Source organism: Desulfobaccales bacterium (genome assembly GCA_041648175.1).
In the GTDB taxonomy this organism is placed as follows: Bacteria; Desulfobacterota; Desulfobaccia; order Desulfobaccales; family 0-14-0-80-60-11; genus 0-14-0-80-60-11.
Map to the genome: position 1 here is coordinate 42,755 of JBAZPO010000012.1, position 23,619 is coordinate 66,373.

17 protein-coding genes are annotated in these 23,619 nt (G+C 57.3%); 10 read left to right on the forward strand and 7 right to left on the reverse strand.

From position 1 onward, the window contains the following. The first annotated feature begins 226 nt into the window (after positions 1–226). Complete coding sequence (locus tag WC600_12055; protein MFA4903462.1) at positions 227–601, forward strand: hypothetical protein; 375 nt, start codon at positions 227–229, stop codon at positions 599–601. 269 nt (positions 602–870) lie between these two features. Here WC600_12055 and larC read toward each other — a convergent pair whose 3' ends face one another. After that, positions 871–2,040: a nickel pincer cofactor biosynthesis protein LarC gene (gene larC, locus WC600_12060; GenBank protein ID MFA4903463.1), complete on the reverse strand. Its 1,170-nt coding sequence runs from the start codon at positions 2,038–2,040 to the stop codon at positions 871–873. A gap of 351 nt (positions 2,041–2,391) precedes the next feature. Here larC and WC600_12065 point away from each other — a divergent pair, with 351 nt between their 5' ends. Together WC600_12065 and WC600_12070 are read left to right on the forward strand one after the other, a co-directional pair. Then, complete coding sequence (locus WC600_12065) at positions 2,392–4,464, forward strand: ATP-binding protein (protein ID MFA4903464.1); 2,073 nt, start codon at positions 2,392–2,394, stop codon at positions 4,462–4,464. 416 nt (positions 4,465–4,880) lie between these two features. Continuing rightward, the gene (locus WC600_12070; protein ID MFA4903465.1) at positions 4,881–5,282 is read left to right on the forward strand and encodes a hypothetical protein; all 402 of its coding nucleotides are present in this window, start codon (positions 4,881–4,883) and stop codon (positions 5,280–5,282) included. Between the two features lie 904 nt (positions 5,283–6,186). Here WC600_12070 and WC600_12075 read toward each other — a convergent pair. From WC600_12075 to WC600_12095, 5 genes are all read right to left on the reverse strand, one after another. Then, positions 6,187–7,431: a hemolysin family protein gene (locus WC600_12075; GenBank protein ID MFA4903466.1), complete on the reverse strand. Its 1,245-nt coding sequence runs from the start codon at positions 7,429–7,431 to the stop codon at positions 6,187–6,189. Then, complete coding sequence (locus tag WC600_12080) at positions 7,428–8,708, reverse strand: hemolysin family protein (protein ID MFA4903467.1); 1,281 nt, start codon at positions 8,706–8,708, stop codon at positions 7,428–7,430. The genes WC600_12075 and WC600_12080 overlap by 4 nt, the downstream gene beginning before the upstream one ends. A 51-nt stretch (positions 8,709–8,759) precedes the next feature. Further along, positions 8,760–8,954: a hypothetical protein gene (locus WC600_12085; protein MFA4903468.1), complete on the reverse strand. Its 195-nt coding sequence runs from the start codon at positions 8,952–8,954 to the stop codon at positions 8,760–8,762. A 245-nt stretch (positions 8,955–9,199) separates the two neighbouring features. Then, a complete protein-coding gene (lon, locus tag WC600_12090; protein MFA4903469.1) occupies positions 9,200–11,620 on the reverse strand; it encodes an endopeptidase La in 2,421 nt (806 codons plus the stop codon). Between the two features lie 238 nt (positions 11,621–11,858). Continuing rightward, positions 11,859–12,272: a hypothetical protein gene (locus WC600_12095; protein ID MFA4903470.1), complete on the reverse strand. Its 414-nt coding sequence runs from the start codon at positions 12,270–12,272 to the stop codon at positions 11,859–11,861. A 148-nt stretch (positions 12,273–12,420) separates the two neighbouring features. Between WC600_12095 and shc the strand changes: the two genes are divergently transcribed. The 6 genes from shc to WC600_12125 all read left to right on the forward strand — a co-directional run bounded on the left by shc (position 12,421) and on the right by WC600_12125 (position 20,465). Further along, complete coding sequence (gene shc, locus WC600_12100; protein MFA4903471.1) at positions 12,421–14,343, forward strand: squalene--hopene cyclase; 1,923 nt, start codon at positions 12,421–12,423, stop codon at positions 14,341–14,343. A 151-nt stretch (positions 14,344–14,494) separates the two neighbouring features. Continuing rightward, positions 14,495–15,490 (forward strand): hopanoid-associated sugar epimerase, encoded by a 996-nt coding sequence (gene hpnA, locus WC600_12105; protein ID MFA4903472.1) that lies wholly within the window; start codon positions 14,495–14,497, stop codon positions 15,488–15,490. An 84-nt stretch (positions 15,491–15,574) separates the two neighbouring features. After that, a complete protein-coding gene (gene hpnH / locus WC600_12110; protein MFA4903473.1) occupies positions 15,575–16,570 on the forward strand; it encodes an adenosyl-hopene transferase HpnH in 996 nt (331 codons plus the stop codon). Between the two features lie 57 nt (positions 16,571–16,627). Continuing rightward, positions 16,628–18,337, forward strand: a complete 1,710-nt coding sequence (locus tag WC600_12115) for a glycosyltransferase family 39 protein (GenBank protein ID MFA4903474.1) — start codon at positions 16,628–16,630, stop codon at positions 18,335–18,337. A 211-nt stretch (positions 18,338–18,548) separates the two neighbouring features. Continuing rightward, a complete protein-coding gene (locus WC600_12120) occupies positions 18,549–19,334 on the forward strand; it encodes a tetratricopeptide repeat protein (GenBank protein ID MFA4903475.1) in 786 nt (261 codons plus the stop codon). 3 nt (positions 19,335–19,337) lie between these two features. Then, on the forward strand, positions 19,338–20,465 hold the full coding sequence (locus tag WC600_12125) for an Sfum_1244 family protein (GenBank protein ID MFA4903476.1): 1,128 nt from the start codon (positions 19,338–19,340) through the stop codon (positions 20,463–20,465). Between the two features lie 200 nt (positions 20,466–20,665). On the opposite strand, the gene WC600_12130 is transcribed toward WC600_12125, so the two are convergent. Then, positions 20,666–21,670, reverse strand: a complete 1,005-nt coding sequence (locus WC600_12130; protein ID MFA4903477.1) for a DUF4062 domain-containing protein — start codon at positions 21,668–21,670, stop codon at positions 20,666–20,668. A gap of 272 nt (positions 21,671–21,942) precedes the next feature. Between WC600_12130 and guaA the strand changes: the two genes are divergently transcribed. Beyond that, the gene (guaA, locus tag WC600_12135) at positions 21,943–23,571 is read left to right on the forward strand and encodes a glutamine-hydrolyzing GMP synthase (GenBank protein ID MFA4903478.1); all 1,629 of its coding nucleotides are present in this window, start codon (positions 21,943–21,945) and stop codon (positions 23,569–23,571) included. Positions 23,572–23,619: the final 48 nt, after the last annotated feature.

Below are 23,619 nucleotides of genomic sequence, written 5' to 3' on the forward strand. Positions count from 1 at the left end.
TACAAATTGGCCTCGCCAGTCATCTCCACTTTTTTTTCCCTTGCAGTTCCCTTTATTTAAGACTTTTCGTAATTATATTGAAACCAATTCCGGCAGAGTGACCGGGCCGACGAAAAAAGCGGGCACGGGCCGATTGAAGCGTCCCATCTGGCTTCCCCGAAGCCGTTGGTTGTGGCCGGGAATGAGATATGGTAAGGTGAGCGACAATCTATCTGGAGGTGACGTTATGGCTGAAGCCTTCCCGGCTAACCGGCGAGAGGCTATCCTGGCTTTCCATTTTGCCGACCGGATTAAAGCGGAGCTCCTGCTGGCATCCCGCCTGCTCAACTCCGTAACCCAGATGCAGGGGTTGGAGCAGGAAGGCGCGGGCAAGCTTTTTTTGGACTTACTCAAGGGCCTGGAGCAAGAGATCAATCTGGCCACGGTGCAAATTGGCGATCCCGACATGATCCGGCTGCGCACCGTGATGGCCGGGCTCATCGGCATGGCCGATTCCAAGATGTTCGCCGATATCCAGTCCCACATCACCTGGATGATCAGCATCATGACCACCTATGCCCAACGGGCCATGGAATACCTTGTCAGGGAAAAGTTGTTGTAAGCGGTTGCAGAGGCCAACAAGTAAACCCATAAAGTCCACCCCCTAAGAGCAATTGTCCTGACAGGGGCAGAATGCTAAACTAGTTAAGTGAGGAACGTCTTTACCCGCCAAGCTCAGCTTGGCAAGCATTTGCGTTCCCAAGTACAACTTGGGAACGAGGGGAAATTTTTGAACCGCTGCGGGTAACTCGCCGCCTCTATTCAGTGCCTCGCCAACAGCTATGATTTCGGTGCAAAAATCAGACCCCCTCCGTATTGAACGGTCTCGCGTTATTCCCGAGGAATTAGGCGGTAGATTTCAATTAAGGGGAGGCCCTGGGCTTCGGCCATTTTGCGGCAGGCTTCGTACTCCGGCAGCAAGCGGCGGTGGCCGCCGTATTCCATGGCCTTGACCGTGAGGGGGCCGTAGGGCGTATCAATGGTCTCGGGCCAGCGGCGGGCCGTGACCCGCTCCACTTCCATGACCCGCACCCCCAGGGTGGTGGAATCCGCAAAGATGCGGTCCAGGAGCCCGGCTTTGGCTGCCAGGGGTGCGACCACGGTTAAGCGCACACCGGGCCGGTTTTTTTTCATTTGGATGGGGGTGAGAGCCACGTCCAAGGCTCCGGCGCTGAAGAGGCCGGCCATGAGCGGCTCGTACCATTCCGGGTTCATGTCGTCGAGGTGGGTTTCTATAACCAGGATGGTCTCCTTACGGCCGGGGGCCGCGGTCAGGGGCTCCCCCAGGTAGAGGCGCAGGAGATTGGGGTAGCCCGGCAGATCCCGGCTGCCCGCGCCGTAGCCGACGCGCTTAAGCGTCATGCCGGGGCAGGGTTCGCACACGGCCTCGCTGGCCTTCAAGATCGCGGCTCCGGTGGGGGTGACCAGTTCCCCCGGCAGGTCGGTGCCGTACACGGCCAAGCCCTTCAACAACTCGAGGGTGGCCGGGGCCGGGTTGGGGAGCCGGCCGTGGCCCGCGGTGATCATGCCCCAGCCCATGGGGATCGAACTGCAAAAGACCCGGGAGACCCCCAAGCGTTCCAAGCCGTGCGCCGCGCCCACCACGTCCACGATGGTATCCAGTGCCCCCAGTTCATGAAAATGCACGGTCTCAATCGGCTGGCCGTGGATGCGGGCTTCCACCTCACCCAGGAGGCGGAACGTGGTAAGGCTTCGGGTTTTGACCGCGTCGGTCAGGGGGGCCTCCTCGATCAAGGCGCAGATGTCCCGATAGGTGCGGGCCGGGTGCCGCGCTTGGGAGGAAATCTCCACCTTGACGCCGGTGAGAAGGGCTTTGCTGACCTGATGGGCGGTGATGGAGACATCGGTAAGCCCCAGGGCGGCGATCAGGTCTTGGAGTTCGGCCACCGGGAGTCCCAGGTCAATCAAGGCCCCCAGGGTCATGTCACCGCTGATGCCCGCGAAACAGTCAAAAAACGCCCAGCATGGCTGAGTTCCCAAAAATTATTCCCCCTCACCCTAACCCTCTCCCACCAGGGGAGAGGGGATTAATGAAATGATATTAACGCCATATCGATTATAATTCATCCTTGGCTGAATTCCGAATATATAGCGCAGGTACTTTCTCTTCTCCCCGCGAATTTTTTCATAAGAAACCATGTGGTTTCAATTTTTGTAGCGCCACCGACCCTTAAGAAATTCCCGTTTAAAGCCGATAAGCCTTGAAAAGAGAATTATGAGATCTTTTCGAAGGTTTCCTTCCTTTGTCTATGGCCCAGATAGAGTTACAGCATCACGATCAACAGAATGGCTCCGGTTATCCTTACAGCTGTCGGACCAATGGGTGATTTAATGAATACTCCTCAAGACGACCGTCAAGCTGGCCGGTTTAAATGTATGACAGTTTCTTGCGGCGCCGGAGTGGTGGGGCTTGGCCTGCTCGGCTTGGTGAGCTGGTATTCCGGAGTTCGGGTTTTATCCAGTATCCATCCCTCTTATATCGGCATGGCCCCCAGCACAGCTTGCTCATTCCTGCTGCTGGGGGGCATTTTAACTTATCAGGCCAGGACAAGGCCTTCAGCCCGGGGCAGGGCAGTGGCCTTAGCGGTGGCATTCCTGGTGGCGGCCTTTGGCCTCGTTAGTTTTATCGAGCTTTTTGTCGGCAGAGATCTAAATTTTGAAAATTTATTGTTCCCCACTGCCAAGAAATTCGGGAAAGTGCTCACCAATCGCATCTCCCCTCTTACCGGCCTCACGCTTTTTTTAGGCGGGACCAACCTGTTAATTATTCTGCGACGAAAAGATCAGGTCATCAGTCGGCACCTGGCAGGCTTTTTAGGGGGTTCGGTGACCATAATAGGGACTATCGCCACTCTGGGCTACCTCTTCGGAACCCCGCTCCTTTACGGCGGCGTCGTGATCCCCATGGCGCTAACCACCGCCATAGCGTTTTTGCTCATGGGGGTGGGACTGGTAGCTGGGACCGGTCCTGATGCTTTGCCACTACGGATGCTGGTGGGCCCTTCGAGCCAGGCCAGGCTGCTGCGGGCTTTTCTCCCCATGGCGGTGACGGTAGTTATGGTCCAAGGTTTGTTGCATCGGTTCATCCCCGCCCTATTTCACACCGATGCTTTGGGGGCGGCGGTATTGGCCCTGATTTTCAGCCTAATTACCGGGGCGCTGGTGGTGGTTGTGGGGCGGACTATGGGCCAGGCCATGGATCTTGCCCAGGAGAAGCGCAAGCGGGCGGAGGAGGCGCTTTCTCAGAATCTTCTTGAATTACAAGAAACCGCCAAAAAGCTCGAGCAATCCAGGAACATGCTGCAATTGATTATCGAGTCGATCCCGGTCAGGGTCTTCTGGAAGGATAAGGATTCTTGCTACATGGGCTGCAATAGCCTGTTCGCTCGCGACGCCGGCCTTAGCCACCCGGAGCAACTTATAGGCAAGAGCGACTTTGACATGGGCTGGCGGGAACAAGCGGAGCTCTACCGTGCGGATGACCATCAGGTTATGGAGTCCCGCCGCGCCAAGATAAATATTATCGAGCCGCAAACCACCCCCACGCATGAAAATATCTGGCTCAATACCAGCAAAGTCCCGTTACAAATGCCCAACGGTGAAGTCTTTGGGGTTCTGGGTGTCTATGAAGATATAACGGAGCGCAAGCGAGGCGAGGAAAAAATTATTCATCAACAGGAGGAACTGCGAGGGCTAACGGCCCGACTGGCGCAGGTAGAAGAAGCCGAACGCCAAGAGTTGGCGCGGGAACTCCACGATCAGGTATGTCAAAACCTGACCAGCATTAATATCGCCATAGAAACTCTCATGATCAGAGCCCAAAGAGAGTCGCTGGATCAGCTGCTGTCCAGGCTCGCTGATGTTGGCGCGGTGGCAGAACAGACAGGTGAGATTACCAGGAACATCATGGAAGGTTTAAGGCCCACGGTGTTGGACCATTACGGCTTAATGGGAGGAGTGCGCCAGTTTGCAAGCAAGTTCTCCACGCAGACCGGCATTGCCGTGGAAGTTAGAGGGGAAGAGTTAGCCCTACGATTGGCAGCCCCGGTAGAACTGGCTCTGTTCCGCATCACCCAGGAGGCCCTGGCCAACGTGGCCAGGCACAGCAAAGCCACCAAGGTAGTGGTGTGGCATGAAGAAAACGATGATACGTTTCGCCTCACCATTGCCGACAATGGCATAGGCTTCGACCAGGATAAGGTCGCCCTCCCAATGGCAGGGCATAAATGGGGCCTGATGACTATGACCGAACGGGCCTTGGCAATCGAGGGGAATTGCCGTGTCGAGTCAGAACCTGGCCAGGGCACCCGAGTGGTGGTGGATGTGCCTCGCCAATCATTTCCATGTTCACAGCAGATTTCTCCAACCCATGAGGCTCTATGCCTAAAAAAAGAAGTACCCTGACCAAGAATCCCCCTAACTCCCCCTTTTTCAAAGGGTGACTTTATAAGTAATTCCTTATAGTTCACCCATTTGCCAAAGGGGGGTTAGGGGGGATTTGGGGTGTTAAAGTATCTCCTATTACGGAAAAAACTTTTGGCAAACGCTATAATGGTCAAGGGAGGGGAAGAGCACAAGCGGGCGGCCCCCCTCCCTTGCATCCATCTGAATTTTTACTTGTTTGTTCTTACCGACCAAACCTGCAATTCCTGATAGTCAGCAGCCTAGATTACCCCAGCAGGAGACTGGCCTTGACTCAGAGGGGCATTCCCGGAAGCATCGGGGTGGCGAGAACTGGGCCGCGCACCAGTATGACCCTCCGGCCTGGTGGTATTATGGGAATAGCCTGACGGATTGGGGCCGATATTGGGAGATTGGGGATGTGCCTGATAGCCTGCACGATTATAAGAAGAACCAGGATTATTGTGCTGACCCGCGTTGGGCGGCTGTTGTCCCTGATGCTGTTGATCATTCCGCCCATAGACATTCCGGTGCTGGTCCCCCGGACGTTGTTGATGACCATTCCAGCCGTAGGCATTGCCGGAGGGCTGATGCCCCTGACGTTGATGACCATTCCAGCCATTGGCATGGCCCTGAGGGTGATGTCCCTGATGCGGCTGCCTATTCCAGGCGTTAGCATGGCCGCGCGGCTGATGCCACTGACGGTTTTGGCCATTCCAGCCATAGGCATGGCCACGGGGCTGCTGCCACCGATGCGGCTGATTATTTCCGGCGTTAGTATGGCCACGCGGCTGCTGCCACTGACGGTTGTGGCCATTTAACCCATAGGCATGGGCGCGAGGCTGCTGCCCCTGATGCGGCTGCCTATTCCAGGCGTTGGCCTGAGTAGCATGGCTACTCGGCTGGGGCCGGTTGAAAGCCTGACGATTCGGCTGCGGGGCAAAGGGACGGTTAGGCCCCGCCTGGGCGCTCAGAGGGCTCAGAACCATAAACAGACCCAGTGCGAGAATGACGTTACACCATCTTCCTGGTCTCATTTAATTATCCTCCTTGAATTAATTCTGCACTCCGGATTTGCAATTTAGACGGTCGCCCGTGTGAAAACATTAGAGGTTTTTAAATATTTTTTAAAAATTCCAGTTTAAGTTGCCGGATAAGCCTGGATTTGCGGGCTGCGAGTAATAGGGTTGGGGTTGCTGGTAAGGCATTGCAATGATGGGAGCAACAGGCGTGACATAGGCAACCTGCGGTGGTCCTGCGTAGTGCCCATATTCACGGTGATGGTGTGGACCCTTACAGGAGCGCCGGAAATGCTTTTGGTGACGCTCAAAGTTATGATGCCTTGGGCCATCCCACCCATAGGCATTCCCACGAGGGTGGTGATATTTCGGTCTGGCCTGGGCGCCCAGGGGGTTTAAGGCCAGGATAAGACCCATCATCAGGAAAACGCTCAACCATCTCTTCAGGTTCATTCGCTTACCCTCCGAAAAACAGGATTTGCTAATTTAGAAGACGGCCGGCCGGAAAGCGTTAAGAGAGTTTCTTGCAAATTTAAGGAAGCATTCCAGAAATGGTTTTAGGATAAATGAACGTGGCTAGAGATTATTGCCGGATGAGTTGATGATTACCAGCTTCGACAATTATCACCTCACCCCGAAAATTCCAGGTTTGATCTTCTTATTAGATGGATTGGGAATTCTTGGCTTTTTGCGAAACTATCAGGGTTCACTCTGCGGTTTTTTCGACAACAAGTTCTACCTCCTTCACGGCCCGGGCCTCGGCCTGGCGCACGGTGAACTTGAGATTGCGGAACTGCAACTGCTCCCCGGCCCGGGGCAAATCCCCCAACTGAGCAATGAGAAACCCGGCCAGGGTTTCATAATCCCCGGCGGGCAGTCTCAGGTGGAGAGATTCGTTTAGGGCCTTGATTTCAGTGCGGGCGCTGACCAGGTAATGGCCTTCCCCCAGCTTCTTGAAGGGCGCAATCTCCTGATCAAATTCGTCAATGATCTCGCCGACGATCTCTTCTAAGAGGTCTTCGATGGTGACAATGCCCACCGCGCCGCCGTATTCGTCCACCACCACGGCCAGGTGGTTCCCCTGGCGCTGCATCTCGGCCAGCAGCCGGTCGATTTTTTTGAGTTCCGGGACAAAGGCCACCGAGCGCATGATGGTGCGAACGGGGCGTTCCAGGTCGTCTTCGCCCAACAGGTCGAAGTCATGCACCACCCCGATGAGGTTGTCGATGCGGTGGTGATAGACCGGCAGGCGGGAAAAGCGGGAAGTGCGGAATTCTTCCAAGGCCTGGCTCATGGTCAGGGTGTCCGGGATGGCGGTCACCCGGATCAGCGGCACCATGACTTCCTTGACGCTGCGCAGGGAAAATTGCAGAATGCGGTGGATAAAAATGCGTTCCTTGCGCTCCAGGTCGACTTCGGGGCCGCTTTTGGCCACCACCAGATGCAAATCTTCCCGGCTGATAAAGGGCAACTTGCTGGTGTGGCGCGCCCCGGTCAGCCAGAGCGCCACGCGGCTTAAGCCCGCGAAGATGAAGGTGAGGGGATAAAGAACCCAGGATATGACCCAGAGGATGGGTCCCAGGCGCCTGGCCAGACGGGTGGAGTGCTGGCGGCCGATGGATTTGGGGGTAATCTCCGCGAAGATCAGAATCAAGGGCGGCAGCAGCAGCATGGCCAAGATTTCTCCCCCGGTCCCCATGGTTTCCAGCAAAAAGGCGCTGACCAGAATCGTATTGCTGATTTCCGACAGGTTGGAGCCCAGGAGGGTGGTGGCCAGCAGGCGCTCCGGCCGTTCCAGCAGCTTCAGGGCCCTGGCCGCCCCCCGGTCCCCCTGTTCCGCCCAATGCCGGAGACGGCGGCGGCTGGCTGAAATAAGGGCGATCTCAGACCCGGAGAAAAAAGCTTCCAGCAGCAGGAAAGGGATAAAAATAAGGAGCAGGCCAATAATCATGGGGTTTGCCGCCGCACTTCCAGATCCAGGATGCGGGTGCCCTTCATCCGCAACACTCGAAAAATGAGCTTTTCATCTGCGTCATATTGAATGACCCGGCCCTCCCGGGGCAAGGAGCCGCAGAGGTTAAGAACCAGGCCGCCGATGGTATCGAATTCCTCGGCCGGCAGGTTCAGGTTAAGTGCATCGTTGAAGTCCGCCAGAGACATGGCTCCCTTGACCCGCCAGACTTCCGGGGACACCTGCTCCAGGACTTTTTCCTCGACCTTGAATTCCTGGGGAATTTCGCCACAGAGCTCCTCCAGCAGGTCTTCCACCGTGATCAGACCCACCAAACTGCCGTATTCATCCACCACCAGGGCCAGGCGCTGGCGGTGGGTCTGGAGTTCGGTTAAAAGGTCAAAGGCTCGCTTATTTTCCGGGACATAATAGGCCGGGCGCAGGAGATGCCGGGGCAGTTCACCTGCGCAGGGGATTGGATGGCACAACTCCAGAATGTCCTTGGAATGGAGGACCCCCAGCACGTGGTCGTGGGTCTCCTCATAAATGGGCACCCGGGAGAACCGGGACCGTTTTATGGCCTGGATTATCTCCGGGAAAGGCAGGTCAGCGGGAAGAGAAAACATGTCGGGCCGGGGCACCATGATCTGACTTACCCTGACCTCCCCGAAGTCCAACACGTTCTGAATGAAATCCCGTTCCAAGGCGGCGATCATCCCTCCCCGATGGCTTTCTTCCACCATGCGGACAAAATCTTCCTGATGCACGGCGGGCACCTGGAGGTCAGGCCGAAACCCCAAGGCAGCCAGGATTCCCCGGCTGGTCTGAAGCAGCACCACCCGGACAGGAGCAAAGACCGTCAGGGCCACCCGCACCAAGGGGGCCAAGCGCAGCGCCAGGCGAGCCGGATACGTGAGGGCCACGGACTTGGGAATGATTTCTCCCAGGAGCAGGAGAATGGGGGACATCACCAACAGGGCGATCCACTTACCCCGGTCCCCCCAGATGCTTAAGGCCAGGGAAGCGGCCAGCACCGATGCCAGGATGGTGATGATATCAACCCCTATCAAGAGGGTGATCAGGAGACGCTGCGGCTGCTTCAGGAGAGATTCCACCAGCTCCCCCCGGGCTTTGCTCCGTTCCTTGAGGCGCAGACGGTCAAGGGGACTCAAGGCAAAAAGAGAGGTTTCGGCGGCGGCAAAGAAAATGTAGAGGATGAGCAGCCCACCCAGGGCAAGCCAGCGAGTTAAATAGGGATATGAAAGGATGGAATCCACTTTTTCAGCAGTCAGTGACCAGCATCTTAAAGGGTGCGCAGACTCGGTTTCTCATGAAAAAGGGTCGGCGGCCTCTTCCGGCAAGGCCACGTTGAAGGCAAAGATCACGCCGGCGATCATGCGGTAAAAGCCCACCAACACCACAAGCTCGATGACACCCTTGATCCCCACCTGGCCGGCCAACGCCTCCTGGACCTCAAGCGGAATGGAGTGCAGTTCCAGGGCGCACCTGGCCACCTTGGTCAAATACAACATTCCGTTTGAAAGGGGGGGGCCAGGCTTATTCTTATTATCATTATCAAAAGATCTGCAATATTGCCTGACATTATGTTGTCGCAGGCTTTAGCCTGCATGAGCACAGGCTGGAAAGCCTGTGCTACCGGCGAAAAGCCGTTTTGATTTTTCAACCGGGTGATAGACCCCAGGTCAAACCATGTAGGCGAAGGTAGGGGCGGGTTTGAAACCCGCCCCTACAGATTAAACGCTATAAGCTAGACCACCAGGTGTGAAGGCGGCGTGGTCACCCGTGACTTAGGGGTTCCGGCTTTTTTGCCCTCTTTGAAAGGGGAGCGCAGCAAGGCCTCGTTCAGGACCTCGTCCATATCGGCCACGGGCACGAATTTGAGGCGGCGCTTGACGTTTTTGGGAATTTCCACCAGGTCCTTCTTGTTGGCCAAGGGAATGATGACCTTCTGGACCCGGGCCCGGAGCGCCGCGATGGCCTTCTCTTTGAGGCCGCCGATGGGCAGCACCTTGCCCCGGAGGGTGATTTCCCCGGTCATGGCCACGTCCCGGCGCACCGGAATCTGGGTGAGGGCCGAGATCAGGGCGGTGGCCATGGTGACTCCGGCCGAGGGACCGTCCTTGGGGGTAGCGCCCGCGGGCACGTGGATATGGATGTCCAGCTTCTCATAGAAATCCGGCTCCAGGTTGAGGCGGTCGGCCCGGGCGCGGGCGTAACTCAAGGCCGCCTGGCCAGACTCCTTCATGACGTCGCCCAACTGACCGGTAAGGATGAGCTGGCCTTTGCCTTTCATCAGGCTGACTTCTATCGGCAGGGTCTCGCCGCCCACCTGGGTCCAGGCTAGCCCGGTGGCCACACCAATTTCGTCTTTCTCCACTTCGCCTTCGGGCAGATAGCGAGGCGGTCCCAGGTAGATATGCAGGTTTCCCCGGCTGACCGCGAACGGCCCTTTCTCGCCTTCGGCGATCTTACGGGCCACCTTGCGGCACAGAGAGCCGATCTCCCGCTCCAGGTTGCGGAGCCCCGCCTCCAGGGTGTAGTACATGATGACCTGCTTGATCACTTCGTTGGAGATCTTGAAATCGCGGGCGGTCAGGCCATTTTCAGTCAGTTGCCGGGGCAGGAGGTGGCGGAGCACGATCTCAAGTTTCTCTTCTCCGGTGTAGCCCGCCAGGCGGATGACCTCCATGCGGTCACGGAGCGCCGAGGGGATGGGGTCCACCAGGTTGGCGGTGGTGATGAACATCACCTTGGACAGGTCGAAGGGCACATTGAGATAGTGGTCGCTGAAGGAATGGTTCTGCTCCGGGTCCAGGACCTCCAAAAGCGCCGCGGCGGGGTCGCCCCGAAAATCCATGCCGATCTTGTCCACTTCATCCAGGATGAAGACGGGATTATTGGAGCCGGCGTTTTTGACCCCCTGGATTATCCGCCCCGGCAGGGCTCCGATATAGGTGCGCCGGTGGCCGCGGATTTCGGCTTCATCCCGCATGCCCCCCAAAGAGATACGCACGAACTTGCGCCCCATGGCCCGGGCGATGGACTGCCCCAGGGAGGTCTTGCCCACTCCCGGAGGCCCCACAAAACAGAGGATGGGGCCTTTCATCTTCTTATTGAGTTTGCGGACGCTCAAGTACTCCAGGATACGGTCTTTGACCTTTTCCAGGTCGAAATGGTCTTCATCCAGGATCGCCTTGGCTTCTTTGACCTCAAGCTTGTCACGGGTGCCCTTGCTCCAAGGCAAAGACACCAGCCAATCCAGGTAGGTGCGGACGATGGAGGACTCGGCCGCGTCGGGGTGCATCTGCTCCAGGCGGGAGAGTTGCTTGACAGCCTCTTCCTCCGCCTCCTTGGGCATCCGGGCCCGGTTGATCTTAAGACGATACTCCTCCATCTCCTTGCTGGTCTCGTCCAGGTCGCCCAGTTCTTTTTTGATGGCCCTGAGCTGTTCCCGCAAGAAATATTCCCGCTGGGTGCGGTCCATTTCTTCCCGAGCCTGGTTCTGGATTTTGGCCTGGATGGCGGAGACTTCCATTTCCTTACGCAGAAAATCGTTGACCTTGATGAGACTCCGGATGGGGTCCATCTCCTCCAGAACCAGTTGGGCCTCTTCGATTTTTAGACGCAAGTTGGCTGCCACCAAGTCCGCCAGGTGCCCGGGTTCCTCGATGGATTCCAGGATGGCTAGAAGATCCGGGCTCATGATGCCTTTAAGGGTCAAAATCTTCTCGGACATCTCCCGGGCGTTACGCATCAGGGCCTCGGCCTCTGGAGAAATCTCGGTAACGGTGGCCTCGGGCAAAACTTCCAGGCCCACCTGGAAGTAGGGGCGCTCCTGGACATACTCCTGGATCATGGCTTTAGACTTGCCCTGGACCAGGATTTTCAGACGCCCATCCGGAAGTTTCAGCATGCGCAGGATGAGGCTTACCGTGCCGACGGTATAGATTTCTTCGGGCTCGGGATTCTCGACGCTTTGATCTTTCTGGGTGGCCAGAAAGATCAGACGATCTTCGGCCAGGGCCGCTTCGATAGCCAGCACCGAGGTCTCCCGTCCCACAAACAGGGGCAGCACCATATTGGGAAAAACCACCACGTCCCGGACCGCCAACATGGGCAGTTCGCCGGGAATGATGATTTGATGTTGTTCTTCGTCTTTCGTTGCCATGTTATCTCCTGAAGGCTGTGGATAAGTCGGTATGCAAGCGGACGCCAATGAGGCGGCGAGGTGGAATTCCGGGCCGGCAGATAGTAATCATTTTCAAGATAAGTCTCCCATAGCAGAATTTCCCGTCGCGGTCAACCTGAACGTCATTGTACCCTATACAAGATAATAATGATTATTTTTGATGCAACGTGCAACTTTGGAGATTGGGGCTGGAATTTGAGCCAGAACTGAGGAAACCCTAAGGCCACCAGGAGTGCCAGTCGCCGTAGAGGGTGAAAACCCGGCGGCGATATTGAGTGACAAATGCCTCGTTCACGGCATAAATCTGGATGCCCCGGATGGCGGCGTATTGCACGTGGGCGTTTTCTTCTTCCAGGAGCAAAAGATGTAAGCGAACCGGGGCAAAGAGCGGCGCGAGATCGTCTTCCAACTGTTTTCGCAACCTTTGTCCCTCCCAGTAATCCAGGGGATGTTCCAGCAACACCACGCCCAGATCCAGGTCGGACTCCGGGGCCCCCTGGACGTCTTCACCCGCGAGCAGGCGGGGCCCCAGTTCTTTCTGGGAGCCAAAGAAATAGGCCAGGCCGATACCATTAGTTAATAGGAAATTTAAAAACTGATTTCTGCGACTATGGTGGGGTTGATAATCCATTAACTTAAACTTAACGTAGGTGCAAAGTGCTTGAGTAGGTGAAAATCTTGGGGCTTTTTTAGAGAGTATGCTATATTATGCCGATTAAGAAACAACTCGGGGGGGGAAAGAAATGGGGGGGGAAACCATTTCAGTCCGCAGCCAGTCTGTGATTGACGCGCTTCCCAGAATACATCTCAACAGAATCGAACGCGCTGCCCAACGAGCCACTGCCGCCATGCTGCAGATGCAGGATCCGGCGGGATACTGGTGGGCCGAACTGGAGTCCAACGTCACCATTACCGCGGAGTATATCATGCTCCATCGGTTTTTGGGTCTGGACGAGGGCAAGGTGCCGCGGATGGTTGCGGATATTCTGGAGAAGCAACTGGACAACGGCGGCTGGTCCATCTGGCATGGGGATGGCGGCGAGATCAGCGCCTCGGTGGAAGCCTACCTGGCTCTGAAAATGGCGGGGCTATCGGCTCAAGACCCGCGCCTGGTTAAAGCCCGGGAGTTTATCTGCGCCAAGGGCGGGGCATTAAAGGCCCGGGTCTTTACCCGCATCTTTCTGGCCCTGTTCGGTCAGGTGAGTTGGGACGGGATTCCGCTGTTGCCGGTGGAGTTCATGCTCCTGCCGTCCTGGTCCGGGCTGAGTATCTATGAATTTTCCAGTTGGACCCGGCTCACCGTCGTACCCTTAATGATCATCATGGCCAAGCGTCCGGTGCACCACCTGCCGCCTTCACAGGGAGTGCAGGAACTTTTTTTGTGTGCGGACGAACCGTTTTCCCACCACCGGGTGCGCTGGAAAGGCCTAGCGCCGCTGTTGGAAAATGTCTTTGTCATTCTGGACCGGATTCTGAAGATCTATGCCTGGTTGCGCCTCCCCTGGCCCCGGCATTTTGCTCTCCGGCAAGCCGAAAAGTGGATTCTGGAACATCAAGAGGAGAGCGGCGATTGGGGGGGAATTCAGCCGCCCATGGTCAACTCCCTTTTGGCCCTGCACTGCCGGGGGTACGACCTGGAGCACGACGTCATGCAGCGGGGCCTGCAGGCCCTGGAGTTTTTCACCCTGGAGGAAGGCGAGCGCACCTGGTTACAGTCCTGCATTTCGCCGGTATGGGATACTGCCCTGGCAGTCCGCGCCCTGGCCGCGGCCGGGGTGCCGCCTGAGCATCCCGCCATGGTCCAAGCCTCTGAATGGCTGCTGACCCAACAGATTTTCAAGCCCGGTGACTGGTCCGTCAAATGTCCCGACCTGCCGCCGGGGGGCTGGGCCTTCGAGTTCGTTAACAACTGGTATCCGGATGTCGACGACAGTTCCATGGTGCTGGTGGCCTTAAAGGAAGGCCTGGCGGATGCGGCCAAACACCAGGCGGCCCTGCAGCGGGGCATCAACTGGTGTCTGGGCATGCAGTCGAAGAACGGCGGCTTCGCGTCTTTTGATAAAGACAATACCAAGGAGTGGCTCAACGCCATTCCCTTCGGCGACTTAAAGGCCCTGGTGGACCCGCCCACCGAGGACATCACGGCCCGCATCCTCGAGATGATGGGGGCCTTCGGTCACGGCCTGGACCATCCGGTGGCCGTCCGGGCCATGGCTTATCTGCACGAAACCCAGCGACCCGAGGGTCCCTGGTGGGGACGCTGGGGCGTGAATTATATTTACGGCACCTGGTCGGTGCTGGTGGCCCTGAAGCGCATCGGCGAGGACATGAGCCGGCCTTACGTCCGCCGGGCAGTGGACTGGGTTAAGGCCCACCAGAACTTAGACGGGGGCTGGGGCGAGTGCTGTGAGTCGTACCGCAACCCGGAACTCATGGGTCGGGGGCCGTCCACCGCCTCGCAGACCGCCTGGGCTCTCCTGGGGCTCTTCGCCGCGGGCGAAGTTCATGCCCCGGAGGTAAAGGCAGGGGTGGACTATCTGGTCAAAACCCAGAATTCCTCAGGCCGCTGGGACGAGGAAGAGTTTACCGGCACCGGCTTCCCCAACCACTTCATGATTCGCTATCACCTCTATCGGGACTGCTTCCCTTTAATGGCTCTGGGCACCTATTTGCAGGAACTTAAGGAACCGCGAGACGCCTAGCCAGGCTCGTGAACCTGCAAAATTGCCTGGCGAAATCCCCCCTTACCTCCCTTTAAGAACTTTCATAAAGGGGGGAATCGATCCGCAAAACACCTGTAACCGAGGGGCAAAGAAATCCTCCTCTTAAAGGGGGATGTTGGGGGATTTTTCATTGACGCATGACGGCAAAACCCTGGTGACTGGCGGAACCGGGTTTGTGGGCCGGGCAGTGGTGGAAGAACTTTTGGCTGCCGGGCGCACGGTGCGGGTCCTGGCCCGCAATCCCGATCATCCGGCCCTGACTGGCCTGGCGGTGGAAGTAGCCGTAGGCGACCTCAGGGACGCGGAGTCGCTTACGCGGGCCCTCACTGATTGCACCCGCCTTTTTCATGTGGCCGCGGACTATCGCCTTTGGGTGCCGGACCCCGCCACCATGTACGCCAGCAATGTGGACGGGACCCGGCAGTTGCTTACCGCGGCTACCGCTCAGGGCCTGGAGCGGGTGGTTTATACCAGCACTGTGGGCACCCTGGGCAACCCCGGAAACGGCACGCCCGGCACCGAGGACACCCCGGTCCACCTGGAAGACATGGTGGGCCACTACAAACGCTCCAAGTTCCTGGCCGAGGCGGTGGCCCTGGACTTCGCCCGCCAGGGCCTGCCCCTGGTGGTGGTCAATCCCAGCACCCCTGTGGGTCCCTGGGACTCCCGCCCCACCCCTACCGGCCAGATGATCGTGGATTTCCTCAAGCGCCGTATGCCGGCCTACCTGGAGACCGGCCTCAACCTCATCCACGTGCGGGATGTCGCCAAGGGCCACCTGCTGGCCGAAGCCAAGGGCCAGGTCGGGGAAAAATATATCCTGGGCCACGAAAACCTGAGCCTGTCCCAGATCTTTCAATTGCTGGCGGAACTCACCGGTCTTCCGGCCCCTACCGTAAAACTGCCCTACTGGCCGGTCCTGGGGCTGGCCTACCTAGATGAGTTCTTCGCCACCTATATCCGCCGGAAACCGCCCCGCATGCCGGTTACGGCCATCCGCATGGCTAAGAAATTTATGTACTTTGACAACCGGAAAGCGATACAATATTTAGGACTCACCTTATCACCGGTGCGCCAGGCCCTGGCCGAGGCGGTGGATTGGTTTCGCCAGAACGGTTATGCGTGATCAGGTTTCGCGGGGTCCCAAGGCAGGTTTGGGGAGAGTCGAAGTTGGCCCCGCCCAAGGCTATGAACAGAGGAGAGGATACGTTTGCGTTTCCCGATGAGTTTGAGTTTCGATTTAACCCGTTACCTCATGAAAAAACGGCTTCAGGGGGAGGAGAAATTTCCCCTGGTGTTGATGCTGGAGCCCACGCATCAGTGCAATCTGGCCTGTCAGGGCTGCGGCCGTATCCAGGAATACCGGGACAGTTTAGGACAATCCCTGACCCTGGAGGAGTGCCTGGGGGCTGTGGAAGAATGCGGCGCGCCGGTGGTCACCGTCACCGGGGGCGAACCCCTGATCTACCCTCCGGTCTTTGAGCTATTGCAAGAACTGGTACACCGCGGCAAGCACATCTACCTCTGCTCCAACGCCATCTTAATGGAAAAATCTCTACCAAAGCTGCCCCGCTCCGACCGCCTGACTCTGAGCATCCATTTGGATGGCCTGGCTCCTACCCACGACGGCATTTTGGGACGGCCGGGAGTATTCAACCTGGCCATTAAGGCCATTAAAGCCGCCAAGGCCCAGGGGTTCCGCGTCTGCACCAATACCTCCATCTATAAGGAAACCGATCCCGGGGAACTCGAAATTCTCTTTTCTTACCTCGGGCATATCGGGGTGGACGGCCTCCTGGTCTCGCCGGCTTACAGCTTTGCCGGGGTCAACGATGAGCTTTTTATGAGCCGGGAGGAGATCAAGGACAAGTTTATTCGCCTGACAGGCAACGGCCAGCGGTTCAAGTTCTTTAGCACGCCGCTCTACTTGAGCTTTCTCCGGGGGGAGCGGGACTACGAGTGCACCCCCTGGGCCAACCCCACCCGCAATCCCATGGGGTGGCGGGCCCCCTGCTACCAGATCGTGGATACCCACTATCCCACCTTCGCCGACATGATGAAAAAGACGCGTTGGGAGGACTACGGGGTGGGGCGGGACCCTCGCTGCGCCCAATGCATGATGCATTCCGGGTTCGAACCCACCGTGGTCCGCCAGATGGGCGGCCTGACGGATATCTGGACCATGCTCCGCTGGAATCTTAGTTGATGGGGTTAAGCAGAGATTTCACGGACCGGGCCGGGAGGGAGTGCCCCTGACGCCCTCTTGCAGACAGATTTCGTGGTGAAACGCCCCTCAACCCCGCCCTCCTTTGATTTCCGTTGGATGAACGGCGCCACCCTGGTGGTGGTCTGCCTGGGCCTTTTCCTCCCCCTGTTCTGGCAATTGCCGCTCTTGCGGTCGGAAGCCATGTACGCCCTGATCCCCCAGGAGATGCTGACGGCCGGGTCCTGGCTGACCCCTACCTTAAACGGCGCACACTACCTGGATAAACCCCACCTGCTTTACTGGCTCAGCCTGGTGAGTTACAAGCTCCTGGGGGTCTCGGAATGGAGCGCGCGCGTCCCCACCCTGACCATGACGGTGGGGGAGGTCTGGCTCACCTATCTCATCGGCCGGCGACTCATCGGCCGGATTGCCGCCTGGTTGGGCGGCTTTGTCCTGATCACCTGCATCGGCTTTTTCGTTCTGCACCTGCAGATTCTCACCGATCACCTCATCACCCTGAGCCTGCTGGCGGCGTTGTACTGCCTGGTGCGCTGGCAGGAGGAACCGGCCCGGCGCTGGTCGATCCTGTTCTCCCTGTCCCTGGTGGCCGGATTTCTCAGTAAGGGTTTTATCGGACTGCTCTTTCCTGTTTTGATTTGTCTGATCTATGCATGGCAGGTTAAGGATCGCCGGCCGTTGCGGCTGTTGCTCTCGCCCTGGGGGATCGCCCTGGCCGTGATTATCCTGGCTGCCTGGGCAGTGGGGAGCGAACTGGCCAATCCCGGCTATCTCAAGTTCCAGATCGTCAACGAGCAGATCATGCGGTTTTTTGGCCGCCGTCATCCCCCCGACGTCAACTCCTTCACCATCACGGGATTTTGGCTGTTTTTGGGTATCTGGCTCATGCCCTGGACCTTCATCCTGCCGTCCGCCCTTTACCGTTTCTGGCAAGCAACGCGGCCGGGCCGGGAAGAGGCGCCGGCCGCCCGCCTGCTGATCACCTGGACCGCGGTAATCCTGGTGTTCTTTACTATATCCTCCAGCCGCCTCGAGTATTATTCCCTGCCCGCGTTCCCCGGCCTGGCTCTGATCCTGGGGTGGCGCATCAAACGCTATCTGGACACCAATGGAGACCGGGTCATTCCGTGGTCCCTCATCGCGTTGGGCCTCTTGGGGGTTTCGCTCCTGGTGTTGCTGCCCTACCTGGAACGGGTCTGCGTGGACAACCGGCGGGAATTCAGCGGCATGGTCAGCGTGCTCTCCCCCATTGCCCGGCTGGCTTCCTGGTTTATCCCGGCCGCGGCCCTGATGGGCGCGGGAGCCGGACTGCTTAAACGCCGCGGTTTGGCGGTAGCCGGCTATGGCGTCCTGGCCCTGGGGATAGCCATCTTCACCTTTCAAAGCTTTGCCAGCCTGACTCCGGTGCTCTGTGATAAGGAGGCGGCGGAATATGTCCGGCAGCATGCCGCTCCTGAGGATATCCTGATCATGGGGCCCATCGAAGAGTTCGAATATGGGGCCTCCCTGGAATACTATGCCCGGCGCCATATCCTCATGGTGCAGCGGAACGGTCTGCCTCAGTTTCCCTACCCCGTTGACCCCGCCGCAAACTACATCATCTCCCCGGAACGTCTGCAAGAATTGTGGCAGGGCCCCAAAAAGGTCTTTCTCCTCCTGGATGACGCCACCCCGCCGGAGGCGTTTCTCAGTGGGGCTCCTGCGGTGTTGAGTCTGCCGAGCAAGCGCCTGCTGGTCAATCGCCCTTAAAGTTCTTCCCAGCCGCCAGCCCTGCGGGGCTTTAAGCTCCCACTCTCCCCAACGTCAGGAATGTGATATGATTAAGGCATAATTTTTTATGCCAAATTCTCTGGGGCAGATTGCGCCCTTTTCCGTTCAAGGGAACGAAATTAGGTCGATCAGCCCTGATTAGGAAGATTATGAAAAACTTTGAACTGCTTGCGCCCCGGGAGCGGACGGCATGATGGGAAAGTATGTTCGGATCGCCACTTGTCTGATTGTCCTGCTCACCTGGGGGATGCTCCCGGCCCTGGCTCAGGTGCAGTACGAACAGAAAGAGGAGAGGGTCGCTCCCAAGGCCCTGGCGCAGTTTCAGAAAGGCGAACGACTAATCCAAAACAACAAGTTCGAAGAGGCCATCGCGGCCTACCGGGAAGCCATCCGTATTAAGCCGAATTACGCCCAGGCCTATAACCAGATAGGTCTGGCCTATGCCTGTCTTAACCAGTATCCCGAGGCCGTCAAGGCCTTTAAAGAGGCCGTCCAGCTTCAGCCCCAAGGGGGGCTGGCCCATGAAAATCTGGGGGTCGCGTATATCAAAATGGGGCACTGGCAGGAGGCCCGGGACGTCTTTCAGGAGGCCATCCGGCTCCACCCGGAGAGCGCTGAAGCCCACTATAACCTGGGGCTGGCCTACGGCAGGCTGGGGCGGGACCAGCAAGCCCGGGTCCAGTTTGACGAAGCCATTCGGCTCCAGCCCGAGATGGCCAAGGCTCACGTGAACCTGGGGTTGGCTTATCTTAACCTGGGCGCGATGGATAAGGCCGGGAAAGCTCTCACAGAAGCAGCCCATTTGTCCCCCAACGACCCCCAAGCCCATTACGCCCTGTGTCTCTACTATGCCAGGAAAGGCGACGCCCAGGCTGCGGCCCGGGAATTCCAGGCGGTACAGAAATTGGACCCGAAACTGGCGCAAAGACTTTCTACCCTGATGCGCCCGGCGGCGGCCGGGAAAAAGAAGCCATAGGCCATGACCGCCGGATTGAGAGCTTTGCAGAAATTTTCGGGAAAGAACGGCCCCATGATCCCCGGCACCCTGATTGAAGAAGTGCGTTGGAACTGCGACATTGCCAGCGCCGGGCAGTCCGGGCATTTCTCCCTGTGCGGCATGCTCTTGCGTCTGCGCCAGCTCTATAAGTGGGAGCACGGCCTGGCTCCCTGGCAGGAACCCGAAGTTGAGGCGGTCCTGGCGTGGATTGCGCGGCGGGAGTCCACCTGGGATGACCTGGAAGAGGCGTCTTGGCGGGACCTGGCCTGGGGGGACGCGGCTATCGACCCCTTTGCCGTGGAAACCCTCAACGCTCATCTCATTCCCCAAAAGCTGGCCTATGGCGCGGGCCTCAGCCGGGGCCTGACCCCCACCTTCTTCCTGGGGGAGCTTTTGGAGGAACGGCGCATTGGTGGCCTGACCATCCTGGTCCTGGGGCCGGAGCTGGCCCGAGACCTGGACGCCTCCCCGGCCCTGTGCCAGGGGACCTTGATCTATGCCCGCCGCCAGGCTTTGGCCTTCTATCTCTGGGACCGGTTGTCCGACCCCACCCAGCAGGGCAATGCCTACCTGCAACTCGCTTTGCAGGCTCATAATCTCCGCCTGAAGGAATTGGTCCGGGACCCCGAAGCCTGCCAGGAACAGTTCCAGGCCTTTTTAGCCGGGGAGTTGGAGGCGGTCATCCGCCACGAAACCGGCGAAGCCATGGAGCCTAGCCTGAAAGCCGCTTTTCCCGAAGTGCTGGAACGCTTCCCCCAGACCCGGGTGGAACTCTTTGTGCGGACCTTAAAAGACGCCCTGGCCGACGTCAACGAGTGGGGCCGTCTGGCCTATATTATCAGCGAGCAGAACCTGCCTTCCCTGGCGGTGATGCTGGCCTGGCGTCCGGGGCTGATGCCGGCGCTGCTGCCGGAGCTTACGCCGGGCTTTGAGAAATTTATGGCCACCGGAGACTGGGGCGCGATGGAACAGGCGCGCCAACAAGCCCTGGCCCGGCTGCGGGAGACCGCACAGGGCCTCAATGCCTTGCTGGAAGCAACGGAGGCTGCCTCCGACCAATGGCTTCAGGATGAAATCAAGCGGTGCTATTTGGCGCCGCTGGGGTTGTGAAGCTGGATCAGACGTTCATCTATGGGGGATTTGAATCTGTAGGGGTGGTTCGCTCCCCCTACGAAAGAAGGATGCTGGAAAATTAGTCAGAAGGGGCCCGCAGCAGTGACGAGTCGGCCTGCCCGGTACACCCTGAAACCTTACTAAGGATAAGGGGGCATTGGGTATCTGCTTGTCATGCTCAGGATTTTTGCAGTCATCTATTGCTGAGATATGACTTTAATGCTCGCGGTTTTTAGTAATTGAGCTTTACCTGCCTCTGTTAGAATCAAAAATAAAGCCGGTAAATTCGCCATAGTGGTGAATTGTTGGACGTTAATCCACCCCAAGGCCATTAATTGAATCTTGATGGTCTGGAACAATTCGTCTGTTATTTCATATGAATTAATATTTTCAATTTCTATACCATTAACTTTTAATATACCTTTGGTAAGTAGCGTATTTGCAGTAGCTTCATTTAGCCACATTAGAAGATGAGGTCCGAGTAATGATATTATGAAATTCCAGGATACTTCGTATTTCCAATGTGCCTTTCCGTATGGAGATTTGTATGTACCACTCAATTTAATAGTCTCATCTCCTTGGGCAAGATTAGAAGTATCAATAACAAACTTATTTCTATAAATGCCTAACTCTGCCGATAGCTTCTCATTTCTTTGCTGGAGTTGGTTCACCTGCTGCAAAAGGTCCGCGCTTGCTACGGAATTGCCACGAACCCATCCTATTGCAGGATGCGATTTCATGGCTTTTGTGAGGCTCAGTGCGACTAGACCAGGTAACTCGTCGGCTTTTGTCCAATACCTAATTAATCTCCCATTAGAGACCTTATCTCGAAACGCTTGCAACTTGAGTCGCCCCTCTGACTCTGGTTCAGTTTTTCCAGCCGGTATAATATCCGGATTTCCATGTAGAAAACCGATTACATATATGCCTTTTTCAATAGCATAATCATATTCCTTTTCAGTATAGCTGACACCTTCAGGAGTGACAGAACCATATCTGCCTCCAATGGTGATCATATAGTAATCACAATCATCGATAACCTTTTTGATGAATTCAAACTGCTCTTCATCCGCAGCCGGAAATAGCTCCATTCCGGTTGGGATACAATCCATTTCAAGGACCGTCTGCATCACTTGTTTGCGTTCATCCTTGAGATCACTATATGTCGAGCTAATGAAAACTTGATATCGTTTATCCATCATACCCTCATATGTAGCTCTAAATGTTCCCTATTCTTAAATTCACATTGCCATGAGCAAGGAGGGTTGTCAAGAAGGAGGCAATTTTCAGCCGTCTCCGGCTAGAGTTTTTCGATTCTCATTATAATATGTATAGAGGCCCCCTTAATCATGATAAGGTCCCCTAGCGGAGCTTGGGCACGAGAGCCACAAGAGTGGTGCGTAAGACGCACGCTACAGTTTCTTATCCGCTTTACAGAACCTTTGCTTTTTGAGCCTGCGCCCGCTATAATCAATTGATTAAATTATATTTAGGGGTTAAATCCAGGGCCGCCGGTGTCATCGGGCGGGGTCTGGCTTACCCGGACTTTAAAGGCATGCTCGATCCCCATCAAGAAAGAGTGCTCATCCTGGATTTCGGCTCCCAGTACACCCAGCTCATTGCGCGGCGGGTGCGGGAACTGAAAGTTTACTGCGAAATCCATCCCTATATCATGCCGCTTAAGAGCATCCAGGAGTTCGCGCCCCGGGCCATCATCCTGTCGGGCGGGCCCAGGAGCGTCTATGACCGGGACGCGCCCAGCGTGGACCCGGACTTGTTCGCTCAGGGGGTGCCGGTGTTGGGCATCTGTTACGGCATCCAGCTCCTCAATCACCTTTTGGGCGGCGAGGTAGCCCCCGCGGAATCCAGGGAATACGGTCACAAAACGTTCACTATCACCAATTTCGACGATCTGTTTTACGGCCTGAATCCCCAGGAGCAGGTCTGGATGAGCCACGGCGACCGGGTGGATCATCTGGCGCCAGGGTTCGAGGTGATCGGCTACAGTGATTCCTGTCCCACCGGGGCCATCCGGGACACCTCCCGGCGGCTCTACGGAGTGCAGTTCCACCCTGAAGTGCACCACACGCCCCGGGGCAAAGAGATCCTGAGCAATTTTCTTTTCCGTATCTGCGGCTTAAAGCCGCTGTGGACCATGGCTTCCTTCATCGAGGCCGCCACCGACAGCATCCGGGAGCAGGTGGGCGACTCAAGAGTGATCTGCGCTCTGTCCGGAGGCGTGGATTCTTCGGTCACTGCGGTGCTGGTGCACCGGGCCATCGGGGACCGTTTGACCTGCGTGTTTGTGAACAACGGCCTGTTGCGCAAAGGCGAAGCCGAGGAAGTCTTTCACCTGTTCAGGGAGCATCATCATCTGAACCTGGTCTACGTGGACGCCACCGTGGAGTTCCTTAAGCAACTCCAGGGGGTTACCGACCCGGAGGAGAAACGCCGCCGCATCGGGCATGAATTCATCCGCATCTTTGCGGTGGAAGCCAAAAAGCTAGGCGGGGTGAAATACCTGGCCCAGGGGACGCTATACCCCGATGTCATTGAAAGCGTGTCCTTCAAAGGGCCGTCGGCCACCATCAAGACCCACCACAACGTAGGGGGGCTGCCCACAGTGATGCCCCTGAAGCTCTTGGAGCCGCTGCGGGAGCTTTTTAAGGACGAAGTTCGGGAAGTGGGCACGGAGTTGGGGCTGGCGGAGTCTCTGGTGTGGCGCCATCCTTTTCCGGGGCCGGGGCTGGCCATCCGCATCCTGGGGGACGTCACCCCCGACAAGCTCGAGATCTTACGCGATGCCGACGCCATCGTGCAGGAAGAGATGGTGGCCTCCGGCTTCTATCGCCAGGTCTGGCAGGCCTTTGCCGTGCTCTTGCCCGTGCGCACCGTAGGGGTGATGGGGGATGAGCGCACCTATGAGTCCGTCATTGCGCTGCGGATCGTGGATTCAGCGGACGCCATGACCGCGGACTGGAGCCGCCTGCCCCACGATTTTCTGGCCCGGCTGGCCAACCGCATCATCAACGAAGTCAAGCGGGTCAATCGGGTGGTGTTGGATATTTCATCGAAGCCGCCGAGTACGATTGAATGGGAGTAGAGTAGTAGTAATTATTAAGGTGTCCAAGCAAAGCTTGGACGAAAAATA

Bases quoted from the DNA above. Each gene is read 5' to 3' on its own strand.
- WC600_12055 (MFA4903462.1), top strand. From the start codon at position 227: ATGGCTGAAGCCTTCCCGGCTAACCGGCGAGAGGCTATCCTGGCTTTC.
- WC600_12065 (MFA4903464.1), top strand. From the start codon at position 2,392: ATGAATACTCCTCAAGACGACCGTCAAGCTGGCCGGTTTAAATGTATG.
- WC600_12070 (MFA4903465.1), top strand. From the start codon at position 4,881: ATGTGCCTGATAGCCTGCACGATTATAAGAAGAACCAGGATTATTGTG.
- WC600_12075 (MFA4903466.1), bottom strand. From the start codon at position 7,431: ATGATTATTGGCCTGCTCCTTATTTTTATCCCTTTCCTGCTGCTGGAA.
- lon (MFA4903469.1), bottom strand. From the start codon at position 11,620: ATGGCAACGAAAGACGAAGAACAACATCAAATCATCATTCCCGGCGAA.
- WC600_12095 (MFA4903470.1), bottom strand. From the start codon at position 12,272: ATGGATTATCAACCCCACCATAGTCGCAGAAATCAGTTTTTAAATTTC.
- WC600_12120 (MFA4903475.1), top strand. From the start codon at position 18,549: ATGATGGGAAAGTATGTTCGGATCGCCACTTGTCTGATTGTCCTGCTC.
- WC600_12125 (MFA4903476.1), top strand. From the start codon at position 19,338: ATGACCGCCGGATTGAGAGCTTTGCAGAAATTTTCGGGAAAGAACGGC.
- WC600_12130 (MFA4903477.1), bottom strand. From the start codon at position 21,670: ATGATGGATAAACGATATCAAGTTTTCATTAGCTCGACATATAGTGAT.